We start from the raw sequence: 14,909 nt of genomic DNA, 5'->3' as shown, positions 1-14,909 counted from the left end.
AACCAACCCGAGCGGAAAGGCCCTCGATGTCCTCGATGTCTGAGACACCGCCCATCCACGACGTGATCATCATCGGTTCCGGCCCGGCCGGGTACACCGCCGCGATCTACGCCGCCCGGGCACAACTGGCCCCGCTGGTGTTCGAAGGAACCTCGTTCGGTGGGGCACTGATGACCACCACGGAGGTGGAGAACTACCCCGGCTTCCGCAGCGGCATCAACGGGCCCGACCTGATGGACGAGATGCGCGAGCAGGCGCTGCGCTTCGGCGCCGACCTGCGCATGGAGGACGTCGAAGCGGTGACCTTGGACGGCCCGGTCAAGTCCGTCGTCACCGCAGAAGGCGAAACGCACCGGGCGCGGGCGGTCATCCTGGCCATGGGGGCCGCCGCCCGCTACCTCAACATTCCCGGCGAGCAGGAACTGCTCGGCCGCGGTGTGAGCTCGTGTGCCACCTGCGACGGATTCTTCTTCCGGGACCAGGACATAGCGGTGATCGGCGGTGGCGACTCGGCAATGGAGGAAGCCACCTTCTTGACCCGGTTCGCCCGCAGCGTGACCTTGGTGCACCGCCGCGAGGAGTTCCGCGCCTCGAAGATCATGCTCAACCGGGCACGCGAGAACGACAAGATCCGGTTCCTCACCAATGCCGTCCCGGTGGCGGTGGAGGGTGAGGGGACCGTGACCGGTCTGCAGGTGCGCGACACCGTGACCGGCGCTGAGACCACCCTGCCGGTGACCGGCGTATTCGTCGCGATCGGCCACGACCCCCGGTCGGAGCTGGTGCGCGGGGCGCTGCAGCTGGACGCCGACGGCTATGTGCTGGTCCAGCAGCCGAGCTCGCGCACCTCCTTGGAGGGGGTGTTCGCCGCCGGCGACCTGGTGGACCGCACCTACCGCCAGGCGATCACCGCAGCCGGAACCGGCTGTACGGCCGCCATCGATGCCGAGCGCTGGCTGGCAGACGCAGCCGACGCCTCGCAGGACACCGTTACCGAAACCTTGATGGGAGCACCTCAGTGACTGACACGACCGAACACAACACGGTGACCGTCTCCGACGCCACCTTCGCCACCGACGTACTGGCCAGCAGCAAGCCTGTGCTGGTGGACTTCTGGGCGACCTGGTGCGGCCCCTGCAAGATGGTCGCCCCGGTGCTCGAGGAGATCGCCGCCGAGCAGGCTGGGCAGCTCACCGTCGCCAAGCTCGACGTGGACGCGAACCCCGAGACCGCGCGGGACTTCAACGTGGTCTCGATCCCCACGCTGATCCTGTTCAAGGACGGTCAGCCGGTCAAGCGGATCGTCGGAGCCAAGGGCAAGGCAGCGCTGCTGCGGGAGCTCTCAGACGTCGACTAGCCGTCAGCTGACCCTCGGGGCCGCCAACTCGATAAGGCACCTTTCTGGCCTCGCCGTTTTCAGTAAATTGGCCAGCATCTGAGACAATGCTGGCTAACCGGCTGGGAATCGCCAGCTACGTTTTCGCTGCCAAACAGCGACGACCGGAGGGCTCAGCAATGTCGGGTCGGCATCGTGGCGCAGAGGATGCGCTGCGCCGCGGCGACCGCAGCGGTGCCGTTGTCGAGATCCGCGCGGCGCTGGCCGCGCTGGGCCTGGTGGACAGCCCCGACGCGGACCTGACCACCGGCAAACACGTCGCGCTGGATCTGTTCGACGACGACCTCGACCAGGCGGTACGCGCCTTCCAGCAGCAGCGCGGCCTGCTCGTCGACGGCGTCATCGGCGAGGCCACCTACCGTGCGCTCAAAGAAGCGTCCTACCGGCTGGGTGCCCGCATCCTCAACCACCAGTTCGGGGCGCCGATGTACGGCGACGACGTGGCGACTCTGCAGGCTCGCCTGCAGGATCTGGGTTTCTACACCGGAATGGTCGACGGCTACTTCGGCATCCAGACCCACAATGCGCTGATGTCCTATCAGCGAGAGTATGGCCTGTACGCGGATGGCATCTGTGGGCCGGATACGTTGCGCTCCTTGAACTTCCTGGCCTCGCGGGTGAGCGGTGGTTCACCGCACGCGATCCGCGAGGAGGAGTTGGTGCGGCGCTCGGGCCCGCGGTTGTCCGGCAAGCGGATCGTCATCGATCCGGGCCGTGGCGGCGGCGACCACGGGCTGATCACCCAGACCCCAACGGGTCCGATCAGCGAAGCAGACATCTTGTGGGACTTGGCAAGTCGTTTGGAAGGTCGGATGACCGCTATCGGGATGGAGACCTTCCTGTCCCGGCCGAACGGCCGCAGTCCGTCGGACGCGGAACGCGCCGCCACCGCGAACGCCGTCGGCGCCGACCTGATGATCAGCCTGCGCTGCGCCACCCACATCAGTCCGGCAGCCAACGGGGTTGCCTCATTTCACTTCGGCAATTCCCACGGGTCGGTGTCCACGATCGGCCGCAACCTCGCCGACTTCATCCAACGAGAAATCGTGGCCCGCACCGGATTACAGGACTGCCGGGCGCACGGCCGAACCTGGGACCTGCTGCGCCTGACCCGGATGCCCACCGTCGAGGTCGACGTCGGCTACATCACCAGTCCGCGTGACCGCGGGATGCTGGTCTCCCCCGCGACGCGCGACGCCATCGCCGAGGGAATGCTGGCCGCGGTCAAGCGGCTGTACCTGCTCGGCAAGAACGACCGGCCCACCGGCACATTCACGTTCGCCGAACTGCTGGCACATGAGCTGTCGGTCGAGCGGACCGGCCAGCTCGGCGGCGGTTAGCGAGGCTCGACGCAGGAGAGGCGAAGCTGGACCGCCGCATCAACCCCGGCGGTTAGCGAGGCTCGACGCAGGAGAGGCGAAGCTGGACCGCCGCATCAACCCCGGCGGTTAAGCGAGGCTCGACGCAGGAGAGGCGAAGCTAAGCCGCCGTACTAACCCCGGTTCCTGACCGTCGGATACCGATCCCGCCGAGGCTCCGGCGCCGACCGGCTGCTGCAGCTGCGCGCTTTCCAACAGTCGCTCCAGCGCCGCCTCCACCTCCGCCTTCCAGCCCAGGCCCTTGTCGAGTTCCAGACGCAGCCGCGGGAAGTAGCGGTGCGGTGACACCACGGTGAACCCGACATCGATCAAAAAGTCCGCCTCGATGATGCAGTGCTCCACCGAGCAGTCGCCGAGAGCCTCGAGCACCGGTGCGACATCCGGCGGCACATTGCGCGGATCCAGCAGCTCCCCGACCGACGAGGTCCGGCCGAATGCCTCCAGCGCCCGGACGCCGCGGCGGACCAGTTCGCCGACCGCGCCGGCGATCAGTTCCCGCGGTAGGCCGTCGGCCATCGGCGCCGGGTCGACGCCTATCGAGGTGAGCAGCACCGCGTCCGCCGAGACCGGTGCCGTCGGGAAGCGGTGCGCGCGCGGCACGGCCCGGGGCGGGGCGTAGAGCACGTAGCCCAGACAGAGCGGGTCCCCGGCTCCGCCGGCGGCGGCCGACGGTGTGGCGACCTGACCGCAGCACCCCCACTCCAGCATCACCATCGACAGCCAGGCTTCTTTTTCGAACTCCGGGTCGGAGAGGTGCTCGTCGCTACCGAGGGTGCCCGGATCCACCTCCCAGAAGACGCACCGGCGTGCGTGCTTGGGAAGCTGCTCGAAGCCCTCGAGCCTCAGCGGTTCGATTCGGACAGACACGCCAACTCCCGGTCTCAACCCGTGCTGCCACCGATGACAGCCCCTTAAGGATAGGAGGGTTGAGCCGACGGATGCCACTGTCGGGCCCGGTCGGCTCGGACTACACCCTGCCGTCTCCTGAAAATACGAAAGGTGTTGTAGCCCAGTATGTTTGACGTCCACCCTCGCCCACGAGGCGCTTTACCGTCACAGTGACGTAATTGCCGCCGGTCATAGTACCTGGCTCGACAGTGGTCTCAGGCGGTCGCGGAGTTCATCAGCGCGACGATGCGCTGCAAGTCGTCGACGGACCCGAATTCCACCACAATCTTGCCCTTGCGCTTGCCGAGGCTGACCGTAACCCGGGTGTCGAAGGCCGTCGACAAGCGCTCCGCGACGTCCTGGAGACCGGGCATCTGGATCGGCTTGCGCCGGGGCGCCACCGGCGTCGAGGCGTCACCGCGGTTAGCCAGGGTGACCGCCTCTTCGGTCGCGCGAACCGACAGCCCCTCCGCGACGATGCGTGCCGCGAGCGCCTCCTGCGGCTCGGACCCACCCTCCAGCGACAGCAGGGCGCGGGCGTGGCCGGCCGACAAGACCCCGGCGGCCACCCTGCGCTGTACCGCGATCGGCAGGCGCAGCAACCGGATCATGTTGGTCACCAATGGCCGCGATCGCCCGAGGCGGGTGGCCAGTTCGTCGTGGGTGACCCCGAACTCCTCAAGCAGCTGTTGGTAGGCGGCCGCCTCTTCCAACGGGTTCAGCTGCACCCGGTGGATATTCTCCAGCAGAGCATCGCGCAGCAGATTGTCGTCGTCGGTCTCCCGGACGATCGCCGGGATCGTCTCCAGGCCGGCCTGCTGGGAAGCGCGCCACCGGCGCTCCCCCATCACCAACTGGTAGCGCGGTGCGCCGGGTGCGGCTCCGGACAGTGCCCGCACCACGATCGGCTGCATCAGCCCGAATTCCCGGATCGAGTGGACCAGCTCGGCCAGTGCCTCGTCGTCGAATACCTGGCGGGGCTGGCGTGGGTTCGGCTCTATGGCGGCCGGGCTGATCTCGCGGTAGACCGCTCCCACGTCGGTGGTGTCCGCCGGGGCTGTGCCCGCCAGATTCCCGCGGCTCCCGAGCACGACGTCGGCCGCGGCGTCACCCATCCGCGGTCCCATCCCGGCTCCGCGGTCCATACCGGATGCGGACGGATCGGCGGGCCCGGTCGGGATGAGCGATGCCAGGCCGCGGCCCAAGCCGCCCTTCTTACGCGACGGTCCGGTCATTTGCGTCGTTCCTTCTTGCTAACAGCGGTCATCACGGCCGCCCTTCGTGGCCACCGGCCGCGTCGCGTTCGACGAGCTCGCGACTGGCATCCAGGTAGCTCATCGCTCCGCGCGAGCCCGGGTCGTAGTCGATGATGGTCATGCTGTACCCCGGCGCTTCCGACACCTTGACGCTGCGCGGAATCACCGTCCGGAGCACGCGGTCACCGAAGTACCGCCGGACCTCGTCGGCGACTTGGTCCGCCAGCTTGGTGCGCCCGTCATACATCGTCAGCAACACGGTCGTCACCTCCAGTCGGGGGTTGAGGTGAGCCTTCACCATTTCGATGTTGCGCATCAGCTGGGACACGCCCTCCAGCGCGTAATACTCGCACTGGATCGGGATCATCACCTCCGGCGCCGCGACCAACGCGTTCACGGTGAGCAGGCCCAGCGACGGCGGGCAGTCGATGAAGACGTAGTCGAAGTCGGAGCCTTCCAGTTCACTCAGCGCGGTCCGCAGTCGGTTCTCTCGCGCCACCATGCTCACCAACTCGATCTCCGCGCCGGCCAAGTCGATGGTGGCCGGGATGCAGAACAACCGCTCATTGTGTGGGCTCTGCTGGAGCGCGGCCTGCACCGGCACCTCCCCGATCAACACTTCGTACGACGACGGGGTGCCGGATTGTCGATCGGCGATGCCCAACGCGGTGCTGGCATTGCCTTGCGGATCGAGGTCGATCACCAGGGTCTTGATTCCCTGGACCGCGAGTGCGGCCGCGAGGTTCACGGCGGTCGTGGTCTTACCGACGCCGCCCTTCTGGTTCGCGACGGTGAACACCCGGCGCCGCTTCGGCCGCGGCAGCCGGTTATGGGTGTGCAGCACCTGCATGGCGCGTTCGGCCGCCGCACCGATCGGGGTGTCGAAGTCTGTCGATGTTTCACGTGAAACCGGCCTGGCGGATGTTTCACGTGAAACCGCTCTGCGCGGGGGGTCGACATGCTTGGCCGAAGCCGGTGGCGTGGCGGCCGGTCCGGCGGGTGTGCTCATGTTGATCTCCTGGTGCTCCGTCGCGCCGGTCTCCTGCCGGCTCGGCCGGGCCCCCGCAGTGCCATCACCACGGTCGCGGGCGGGGTTAAATAATTCACGCCACATCTCACCACCCTCACGTCAGTCGCGCCTAGTCCGATCATCACACGGCGGTGCTCATCAACCTCGGCCTGTGCCCGCTCGCCCTTCATCGCCAACATCCGCCCCTCGTTCCGAAGCAGCGGAAGACTCCACCGGCTGATCTTGTCGAGGCTGGCGACCGCCCGGGAGACGACGGCGTCCCGCTCCCCGACCTCGTCGTGCACAGCCCGGTCTTCGGCACGCCCTCGCACCACTACCACGCCCTCGAGGTCCAGTTCGTTGACCACCTCGCGGAGAAAGTCGCTGCGTCGGAGCAACGGCTCTACGAGCACCATCCGCAGATCCGGTCGAACGATGGCCAACGGTATCCCCGGCAGGCCGGCGCCGCTGCCGATATCGGCAACCCGCTCGCCGGAGTCGAGCAGTTCCCCGACCGCCGCGCAGTTGAGCAGATGCCGCTCCCAGATCCGGTCGACTTCGCGTGGCCCCAGCAGACCTCGCTCCACGCCGGGCCCGGCCAACAGCTCCGCATAGCGCCGAGCGATCGGAAGCCGGTCGCCGAAGACCGAGGCGGCCGCCTGTGGCGGCGCGGGCGCCGGTGCTTCCCCGACATGTTTCACGTGAAACATTCCTCCGGCTCCCCGGGTACTGGCCGCGCCCATAAATTACTCGGATGTAATTCCGCGCGGTGCGTACCCGTTAGTCCCGCCGAACGACGACGCGGCGCGACGGCTCCACGCCCTGACTCTCGCTGTGCACGCCGGCGACGGCAGCCACCGCATCGTGGACGATCTTACGTTCGAACGGGCTCATCGGGGTCAGTTCCTCGTCGGAGCCGCTGTCCAGCACCCGGCGGGCCACCTCGTCGCCCAGCGCGGTCAGGTCGTCCCGGCGTCGCCGCCGCCAACCGGCGACGTCGAGCATCAGCCGACTACGCTCACCGGTCTTCTGGTGCACCGCCAACCGCGTCAGCTCCTGCAGGGCGTCGAGCACCTCGCCCTTGCGGCCCACCAGCTTGCTCAGGTCGTCGCCGCCGTCGATGCTGACGATCGCGCGGCGTCCTTCGACGTCGAGGTCGATGTCGCCATCGAAGTCCAGCAGGTCGAGCAACTCCTCCAGATAATCACCGGCGATCTCTCCCTCGGCGACCAAACGCTCTTCGAGGTCGACGGCGGGTGCCGCGTCGGTGTCTTGGGTTTCCGGCTCCCCCGCAGACTCCACTGCCTCGTGCTCCGTGGTCTCTGCGTCATTCGTGTCGGTCATGTCGGTCATGTCGTCTCCCTCCGTGCCCGGCAACTCGCGCGCCGGTTGGCTTGTGGCGGTGGGATCACCGCTTGCGTTTCTTCGGCTTCGCGCCGGCTCCTGGGCGGCCGCCCCGGGGTGCCGGCGGCCGACCCGGGTTGCGCTTGGCTGTCTCCGCCTTGGCCGGCTGGCCATCACCTGATTCGGCTGCCACCGTCGCGTCCACGTCGGCCACCGGTGCCTCGGCATCGTCTGCGGTGCCGGCGGTGTCGGCGTCCGCGGTAGCAGGGCGCGCGGCCCGCTTGGGCTTCGCCCCGGGCGCCGGGGCATTGGCCGCTCGCCGGCGCAGCGCCTCGTCCTTCTTCTCCTCGTCTTCCTTGGCGATCAAGCCGAAGACGTAATGCTGCTGCGCGAACGTCCAGATGTTGTTTGAGAACCAGTACAAGATGATCGCCAACGGCAGGAACGGTCCGCCGACTACCACCCCGAGCGGGAACACGTACAGCGCCAGCTTGTTCATCATCGCGGTCTGCGGGTTGGCCGCCGCTTCCGGACTCTGCCGCGCCACCGACGCCCGACTGTTGAAATACGTCGCGATACCCGCCGCGATCATGATCGGCACACCGACCGCGATCACCGAGACCCGGTTGAATTCGGTGAAGGCATCCAACCCGGTCCGCTGGATCATCGTCGCGCCCAGGGGCGCACCCATCAGATTCGCGTCCAGGAAGTTAGCCACGTCGGTGGCGTTGAAGAAGTAGTTGCCCAGCTGGCGGTTCACGTCCGGGGACAGGCCCAGCTGTCCGATCCCGGTGCTGGTGCGGTTGAACGAACGCAGTACGTGGAAGAGGCCGAGGAACACCGGGATCTGCGCCAGCATCGGAAGGCATCCCAGGATCGGGTTGAAACCGTGCTCACGCTGCAGCTTCTGCATCTCCAGCGCCATCTTCTGGCGGTCTTTGCCGTACTTCTTCTGCAGGGCCTTGATCTGCGGCTGCAGTTCCTGCATCTGACGAGTGGTGCGGATCTGCTTGACGAACGGCTTGTACAGCAGCGCACGCAGCGTGAACACCAGGAACGTCACCGACAACGCCCAGGTGAAGAAGCTCGCCGGACCGAGTAGAAGGCCAAAAGCCTTGTACCACAACCACATAATTCCCGAGACCGGGTAATACACGTAGTCCAGGCTCCGGGGATCAAAGGACACGTTGTTCACCCTCCGCTCGGTTGTCCGAGGATTTCCCGGACGGGCAGTCGCAACCGGCGCCACCCTGAGGCCGCTCCGGTATCGGGTCCCAGCCACCTTGATGCCACGGTCCACACTTTGCCAGGCGCACACTTGCCAGCCAGGTGCCCCGGATCAGTCCGTACTCGCCCAAGGCGTCCACCGCGTACTGGCTGCACGTCGGCATGAAGCGGCAACTGGGCAGTCGCAATGGAGAGATGAGATGTCGGTAGAGCTGGATGACGAAGATCAGCGCGCGAACCGGAGCCGCCGCCACACCGTGGGTCATCGCGCCGCACCCCCGGATCGATGTACCGACCGCAACCCGGCGCGCAACTGGGTGCGGAGCGCATCGGATTTCGCCTTGTTGCTGCTGGGCAGCGCGCGGATCACCAACTGTTCGCCCGTTCCGAGATCATCCAGCACGTCACAAGCCACATGCCGCAGTCGACGGGCCACCCGGTGCCGATCGACCGCCGAACCCACCGACTTGGCGATGATCAGGCCGACTTGCGGCGGCATCGCCGCGCACGCGCCGGGCGTTTCGGTTCGCCGGTCGCAGACCACTCGGCTGTACACGATGACGTCGGGCTGGACCGCCCTGCGGCCCTGCTTGACCGTCGCACCGAAATCCGCCGACCGCCTCATCCGGTGTTGAGACGGGAGCACGCCGTGCTACCCGTCTCAAGCAGTCAGCGAGCGCCGGCCCTTGCCACGCCGGGCTGAGACGATGGCGCGGCCGGCGCGCGTACGCATCCGCAGGCGAAAGCCGTGCACCCTGGCCCGACGTCGGTTGTTGGGCTGGAAGGTCCGCTTGCCCTTGGCCACGGCACACTCTCCTTGTTGAATCTTGCGCCGCGTCTGCCCGACACACCGGAACCCCGTTGTGCCTGCCGCACGCGACGCACTCGGTAAGCTCGGTGAACTTCTGCGTCTTGCTGGTAACCGGCGCGGTCTCCGGCCAGGAGCCGGTCGCTGCCGTATCGCCGACGTTCGGGCGACTGTTCGAGGGTACTGATGCAGGTTCGCCGGGTCAAACCCCGGTCCCGTCGCCAACCAGAACCTCCCGGGAGGTCCCCTTCAACCCCCCGCCAACCCGGCCCATCATTCACAGTGGTCACACCTGCCACGGACGTTCCGGCGCGCCAGGATTTCGGCCGGTTCATCTCGCAGAAACAAGTAGTCGCCCGCCTCGAAACCTGTTAACTTGCTTGCCAGCGCCGTTTCGCGACTGGAGCGGCCTCGGCCGTGATCGAAGAGGACGAAGCGGCCTGCACTTCAGGTATCGCCCGACTGTCTGGAGTGGCCGTTGCCGAGCAACTGGCCTGGAAGGTCCCACGGGGTATACGCACCTCATCCACACCTGTGGATAACTGTGTGGATAGCATGTCACTGCACGAGCTTCGTGCATCACGATTTCGAGCCAGGGGGAAGACGCCTTGACCGATGACCCCGGGGCGGCGTTCCTCTCGCTGTGGGACGAAGTCGTCGCAGAACTCAACGGCGAGGCCACCGCACCCGATGTCCCCGCTGCCTCAGCCCCGGTGCTGACTCCCCAGCAGAAGGCCTGGCTCAACCTGGTGCACCCGTTGGCGATAGTCGAAGGCTTCGCGCTGCTCTCGGTTCCGAGCAGCTTCGTCCAGAACGAGATCGAACGGCACCTGCGCACCCAGATCACCGCTGCGCTGAGCCGCCGGCTCGGTCACGACATCGAGCTCGGCGTGCGCATCGCCCCGGCGCCCCACGACGACACGTCCCCCTCGTCCGGCACCGACGGGCCCGCCCAGACCCGCACCATCGAAGACGAAGACGACGACGAAACCCCGGACGTCGAATATGACTGGCCCAATTACTTCACTGAGCGGCCCAGCGACGAGTCGGCGACCGCCGACGGTGCAAGCCTGAACCGGCGCTACACCTTCGACACGTTTGTCATCGGAACCTCCAACCGGTTCGCACACGCGGCCTCCCTGGCCATCGCCGAGGCGCCCGCCCGCGCGTACAACCCGTTGTTCATCTGGGGCGAGTCCGGTCTGGGTAAAACCCACCTGCTGCACGCGGCCGGCAACTACACCCAGCGACTTTTTCCGGGCATGCGCGTGAAGTACGTCTCCACCGAAGAGTTCACCAACGACTTCATCAACTCGCTTCGCGACGATCGCAAGGTCGCGTTCAAGCGCAGTTACCGCGACATCGACGTCCTGCTGGTCGACGACATCCAGTTCATCGAGGGCAAGGAAGGTATCCAGGAGGAGTTCTTCCATACCTTCAACACCCTGCACAACGCCAACAAGCAGATCGTGATCACTTCGGACCGGGCGCCCAAACAACTTGCCACTCTGGAAGATCGCCTGCGCACCCGGTTCGAATGGGGCCTGATCACCGACGTCCAGCCTCCCGATCTGGAGACCCGAATCGCCATTCTGCGCAAGAAGGCGCAGATGGAACGTCTGGACGTCCCCGGCGATGTGCTCGAGTTGATCGCCACCAGCATCGAGCGCAATATCCGTGAACTCGAGGGCGCGCTGATCCGGGTCACGGCGTTCGCGTCGCTGAACAAGACTCCTATCGACAGGTCGCTGGCCGAGATCGTCTTGCGTGATCTGATCGCCGACGCCAGCACCATGCAGATCAGCGCGGCGATCATCATGGCGGTGATCGCCGAATACTTCGACACCAGCATCGAGGAACTGCGTGGCCCGGGCAAAACCCGCCCGCTAGCCCAGTCCCGGCAGATTGCCATGTATCTGTGTCGTGAGCTGACCGACCTGTCGCTACCCAAGATCGGCCAGGCCTTCGGCCGCGATCACACCACGGTGATGTACGCCGAACGCAAAATCCGCGGCGAGATGGCCGAACGCCGCGAGATCTTCGATCAGGTCAAAGAACTCACCACCCGCATCCGGCAACGCGCCAAGCGTTGATCCGCGCGCGCCGACTACACGTTTCTGGCAAAAAACTTCCGACACACTCGCATCACCCGTTGCAGCCGCGGCCTGTGGATACCGCTGCGGACAACCTGTCGACGATCCGATGACGAACCGACCCGCGATACACACCGGCAGGTCCATACCCAGCCGGCCCGATGCGTGCCGGCGTGTTATTCACCGTTGGTCCCCAGCACCATCACCCCGCTCAGCAGCGGCGATACCATGCTGTGCCCAGCATGCACAGGACCTACTACTAATACTGAAATCTCTTCCTCGATTCTCTCTAAAAACAGGTCGTTGGGGATTCACGTCGAACCGGGCTGTTCACAACAGCCGGTCGACCCCGCCATGCGGTGCCCCGCGAGGACCCCGGGTGTCATCGATTAACTTTCAAGACAGGCTTCGAGGCTCTACGGTTGGTGACCTACCGCCCTTGCGTTTTGTCGGGGCGTTGCACGGCCGCAGGTGGGACGTTCACCAGTCGCCGCGGGGTAGAGCTCGATATCGGGGTGACGAGAGGACACTATGGACGCGGCGACCACGAACGCGGGTCTGACCGACTTGAGATTTCGACTGGACCGGGATGACTTCGCTGACGCGGTGGCATGGGTCGCGAAATCGCTGCCGGCTCGGCCAACAGTGCCGTTGCTGGCCGGGGTGCTGCTGACCGGCTCCGACAACGGGTTGACCGTCTCCGGTTTCGATTATGAGGTTTCCGCAGAGGTCCAGCTGGCGGCTGAGATCGCTTCTCCGGGAAGTGTTTTGGTGTCCGGGCGACTACTGTCGGATATCACCAGGGCGCTGCCCGCCAAGCCGGTCGAGGTCCAGGTGGAGTCGACCCGGGCAGCATTGACATGCGGCAATGCCAGGTTCTCCCTGCCCACCATGACCGTCGAGGACTATCCGACGCTGCCGACGTTGCCGGAAGAGACCGGGATGTTGCCCGCGGACCTGTTCGCGGAGGCGATCGGCCAGGTGGCGGTAGCCGCCGGCCGGGATGACACGTTGCCGATGTTGACTGGCATTCGTGTCGAAATCTCGGGCAACACGGTGGTTTTGGCTGCTACAGACCGCTTCCGTCTGGCGGTTCGCGAGCTGACCTGGTCGTCGGCGCCGGGCACCGAAGCCGCAGTGCTGGTGCCGGCCAAGACGCTCGCCGAAGCCGCCAAGGCCAGCAGTGACGGTACCGAGGTACATCTGGCTCTGGGCGCGGGTCCGGCGGTCGGCAGCGAAGGCCTGCTGGGCATCACCAGCGCGGGAAAGCGCAGCACCACCCGATTGTTGGATGCCGAATTCCCGAAATTCCGCCAGCTGCTGCCCAGTGAACATCTTGCGGTCGCCACCATCGGCGTGGCTGAGCTGACCGAGGCGATTAAGCGTGTCGCGCTGGTTGCTGATCGTGGTGCGCAGGTCCGCATGGAGTTGTCCGAGGGCACTCTGCGGTTGTCCGCCGGCGCGGAGGATGTCGGCCGGGCCGAGGAGGATCTGGCGGTGGACTTCGTCGGCGAGCCGCTGACCATCGCGTTCAATCCGACATATCTGACCGACGGGTTGGGCTCGCTGCACAGCGAGAAGGTCTCAATGGGATTCACCGATCCGAAGAAACCCGCTGTGCTGCGTCCGGCCGGTGCCGATGATCCTGCGCTGTCCGGCGCCGGCCCGTTCCCGGCCGTGCCGTCGGATTACGTCTATCTGTTGATGCCGGTTCGCCTGCCCGGCTGACCGGCGCGGCCGCCACGACGGGAGGGGTGGTTTCGCGGTGTATGTCCGCCACCTGGGCCTGCGGGATTTCCGGTCCTGGGCGCACGCCGACCTGGACCTGGAACCGGGCGCGACGGTGCTGGTCGGACCCAACGGTTACGGGAAGACCAATCTCGTTGAAGCGCTGTGGTATTCGTCGACACTGGGATCACACCGGGTGGCGACTGACGCCCCGCTGATCAGATCGGGCGCCGAGCGTGCGGTGGTGTCGACGATCGTCGTCAACGAAGGCCGTGAGTTGGCGGTTGATCTGGAGATCACCGCGGGGCGCGCCAACAAGGTCCGGCTCAACCGAGCACCGGTGCGTCACGCCCGTGAGGTCGTCGGGGTGTTACGGGCGGTGTTGTTCGCCCCGGAAGACCTGGCGCTGGTCCGTGGTGACCCCGGCGAGAGGCGCCGGTACCTCGACGAACTGGCCAGCGTGCGTCGGCCGCGGATCGCGGCGGTACGCGCCGACTACGACAAGGTGTTGCGGCAACGCACCGCGCTGCTCAAAAGTGCACCGGGCGCACTGCACCGCGGCGACCGGTCGGTGCTGGACACCCTGGATGTCTGGGATGCCCAATTGGCGGCGCACGGCGCGGATCTGATGGCTGCCCGGATGGAGCTGGTGCGCCAGCTTGCGCCGGAGGTGGAGAAGGCCTATCAACTGCTTGCGCCGGGAACCAGGAACGCGGCTGTGGCCTATCGGCCCAAATTGGAGTTCCCGCCCGAGGGCTCTGATGAAGGCCCCGCTGAGCTGCAGGAAGTGTTGCTGGCGGAATTGGCGCGCCGCCGCCGCGCGGAACTGGAACGTGGCGTGTGTCTGGTCGGTCCGCACCGTGATGAATTGGAGCTTCGGCTCGGTGACCGGCCGGTGAAAGGCTTTGCCAGCCACGGTGAATCCTGGTCGATGGCGCTGGCGCTGCGGCTGGGGGCCTATCAACTGCTGCGTAGTGAGGGTGCCGAACCGGTGTTGTTGCTCGACGACGTTTTCGCCGAGTTGGACACCGCTCGCCGGCGTGCGCTTGCCGACGTCGCCGCCTCCGCAGAGCAGGTGCTGATCACCGCCGCCGTTGTCGAGGACGTACCCGTGGACTGGCAGGCGCGCCAAATCCACATCACGGTCACCGAGGGTGATGCCGGCAGGGAGTCAGAACTGATCGGGAGTGACTCATGAGCGAGCCCGACGTCGAGCCGCCGGCACAGCTGGCCGGGCTGGCCGGCATGGATCTGGTCCGACGGACCCTGGCCGAAGCCCGCGAAGCGGCACGCAGCCAGGGCAAAGACGTCGGACAGGGGCGCCGGGCACCGTTGCGCCGGGGCGCGCCGGGTGGTGGCGGCGGCCGGCGTGCCTGGTCCGGGCCGGGTCCGGATCGTCGCGACCCCCAGAGCCTGGGCAATGCAACCCGCGACCTCGCACAATCACGCGGCTGGTCGGCACAGGTCGCCGAGGGGACCGTCCTGGGCCGGTGGCCTTCGGTGGTCGGCGAGGACATCGCCTCGCATGCGATCCCGACCAGGCTCTCCGAGGGCGTGCTCAGTGTGTCAGCCGAATCGACAGCCTGGGCTACCCAACTGCGGCTGGTGCAGGCGCAGCTGCTGGCGAAGATCGCCACCGCGGTCGGCGACGGGGTGGTGACGAAGCTGAAGATCACCGGCCCGACCGCGCCGTCCTGGCGGAAGGGACCGCTGCACGTCTCGGGACGCGGCCCCCGGGATACCTACGGGTAGGCCGGCTGAGCCGGTGGGCAGCCGGACGA

16 protein-coding genes are annotated in these 14,909 nt (G+C 66.7%); 7 read left to right on the top strand and 9 right to left on the bottom strand.

All coding sequences use genetic code 11. The annotated features are described in order from the left end of the window. The first annotated feature begins 35 nt into the window (after window positions 1-35). The 3 genes from trxB (at window position 36) to ACZYY4_RS12225 (ending at window position 2,736) form a co-directional block, all read left to right on the top strand. The gene (gene trxB / locus ACZYY4_RS12235; protein WP_463810254.1) at window positions 36-1,022 is read left to right on the top strand and encodes a thioredoxin-disulfide reductase; all 987 of its coding nucleotides are present in this window, start codon (window positions 36-38) and stop codon (window positions 1,020-1,022) included. Further along, window positions 1,019-1,357 carry a thioredoxin gene (trxA, locus tag ACZYY4_RS12230; protein ID WP_463810253.1) on the top strand — a complete coding sequence of 113 codons (339 nt, stop codon included), beginning with the start codon at window positions 1,019-1,021 and terminating at the stop codon, window positions 1,355-1,357. Before trxB ends, trxA begins: the two co-directional genes overlap by 4 nt. A 158-nt stretch (window positions 1,358-1,515) precedes the next feature. Beyond that, on the top strand, window positions 1,516-2,736 hold the full coding sequence (locus ACZYY4_RS12225) for an N-acetylmuramoyl-L-alanine amidase (RefSeq protein ID WP_463810252.1): 1,221 nt from the start codon (window positions 1,516-1,518) through the stop codon (window positions 2,734-2,736). A gap of 108 nt (window positions 2,737-2,844) precedes the next feature. Here ACZYY4_RS12225 and ACZYY4_RS12220 read toward each other — a convergent pair whose 3' ends face one another. The 9 genes from ACZYY4_RS12220 to rpmH form a co-directional block, all read right to left on the bottom strand. Beyond that, window positions 2,845-3,642: an acetyltransferase gene (locus tag ACZYY4_RS12220; protein WP_463810251.1), complete on the bottom strand. Its 798-nt coding sequence runs from the start codon at window positions 3,640-3,642 to the stop codon at window positions 2,845-2,847. 236 nt (window positions 3,643-3,878) lie between these two features. Beyond that, the gene (locus tag ACZYY4_RS12215; protein ID WP_463810250.1) at window positions 3,879-4,898 is read right to left on the bottom strand and encodes a ParB/RepB/Spo0J family partition protein; all 1,020 of its coding nucleotides are present in this window, start codon (window positions 4,896-4,898) and stop codon (window positions 3,879-3,881) included. 31 nt (window positions 4,899-4,929) lie between these two features. Then, window positions 4,930-5,928 (bottom strand): ParA family protein, encoded by a 999-nt coding sequence (locus ACZYY4_RS12210; protein ID WP_463810249.1) that lies wholly within the window; start codon window positions 5,926-5,928, stop codon window positions 4,930-4,932. Beyond that, the gene (gene rsmG / locus ACZYY4_RS12205) at window positions 5,925-6,638 is read right to left on the bottom strand and encodes a 16S rRNA (guanine(527)-N(7))-methyltransferase RsmG (RefSeq protein ID WP_463810248.1); all 714 of its coding nucleotides are present in this window, start codon (window positions 6,636-6,638) and stop codon (window positions 5,925-5,927) included. Before rsmG ends, ACZYY4_RS12210 begins: the two co-directional genes overlap by 4 nt. A 70-nt stretch (window positions 6,639-6,708) precedes the next feature. Then, a complete protein-coding gene (locus tag ACZYY4_RS12200) occupies window positions 6,709-7,272 on the bottom strand; it encodes a Jag family protein (protein WP_463810432.1) in 564 nt (187 codons plus the stop codon). Window positions 7,273-7,336: 64 nt separating this feature from the next. Beyond that, window positions 7,337-8,404, bottom strand: coding sequence for a membrane protein insertase YidC (yidC, locus tag ACZYY4_RS12195; protein WP_463810431.1), 1,068 nt, complete (start codon window positions 8,402-8,404; stop codon window positions 7,337-7,339). A gap of 43 nt (window positions 8,405-8,447) precedes the next feature. Beyond that, complete coding sequence (gene yidD, locus ACZYY4_RS12190; RefSeq protein ID WP_463810247.1) at window positions 8,448-8,765, bottom strand: membrane protein insertion efficiency factor YidD; 318 nt, start codon at window positions 8,763-8,765, stop codon at window positions 8,448-8,450. Further along, complete coding sequence (rnpA, locus tag ACZYY4_RS12185) at window positions 8,762-9,145, bottom strand: ribonuclease P protein component (RefSeq protein ID WP_463810246.1); 384 nt, start codon at window positions 9,143-9,145, stop codon at window positions 8,762-8,764. The genes yidD and rnpA overlap by 4 nt, the downstream gene beginning before the upstream one ends. 15 nt (window positions 9,146-9,160) lie before the next feature. Continuing rightward, window positions 9,161-9,304, bottom strand: coding sequence for a 50S ribosomal protein L34 (gene rpmH / locus ACZYY4_RS12180; protein WP_073695092.1), 144 nt, complete (start codon window positions 9,302-9,304; stop codon window positions 9,161-9,163). A 611-nt stretch (window positions 9,305-9,915) separates the two neighbouring features. Between rpmH and dnaA the strand changes: the two genes are divergently transcribed. The 4 genes from dnaA to ACZYY4_RS12160 all read left to right on the top strand — a co-directional run bounded on the left by dnaA (window position 9,916) and on the right by ACZYY4_RS12160 (window position 14,880). Next, window positions 9,916-11,400 (top strand): chromosomal replication initiator protein DnaA, encoded by a 1,485-nt coding sequence (gene dnaA, locus ACZYY4_RS12175; RefSeq protein WP_463810245.1) that lies wholly within the window; start codon window positions 9,916-9,918, stop codon window positions 11,398-11,400. 531 nt (window positions 11,401-11,931) lie between these two features. Further along, a complete protein-coding gene (gene dnaN / locus ACZYY4_RS12170) occupies window positions 11,932-13,128 on the top strand; it encodes a DNA polymerase III subunit beta (RefSeq protein ID WP_463810244.1) in 1,197 nt (398 codons plus the stop codon). A 37-nt stretch (window positions 13,129-13,165) separates the two neighbouring features. Further along, window positions 13,166-14,326, top strand: a complete 1,161-nt coding sequence (recF, locus tag ACZYY4_RS12165; protein ID WP_463810243.1) for a DNA replication/repair protein RecF — start codon at window positions 13,166-13,168, stop codon at window positions 14,324-14,326. Next, window positions 14,323-14,880, top strand: a complete 558-nt coding sequence (locus tag ACZYY4_RS12160; RefSeq protein ID WP_463810242.1) for a DUF721 family protein — start codon at window positions 14,323-14,325, stop codon at window positions 14,878-14,880. Before recF ends, ACZYY4_RS12160 begins: the two co-directional genes overlap by 4 nt. Window positions 14,881-14,909 lie beyond the last annotated feature (29 nt).

Source organism: Mycobacterium sp. IDUB_21, from assembly GCF_055419425.1.
This window is presented reverse-complemented; position numbering and strand designations above follow the sequence as displayed.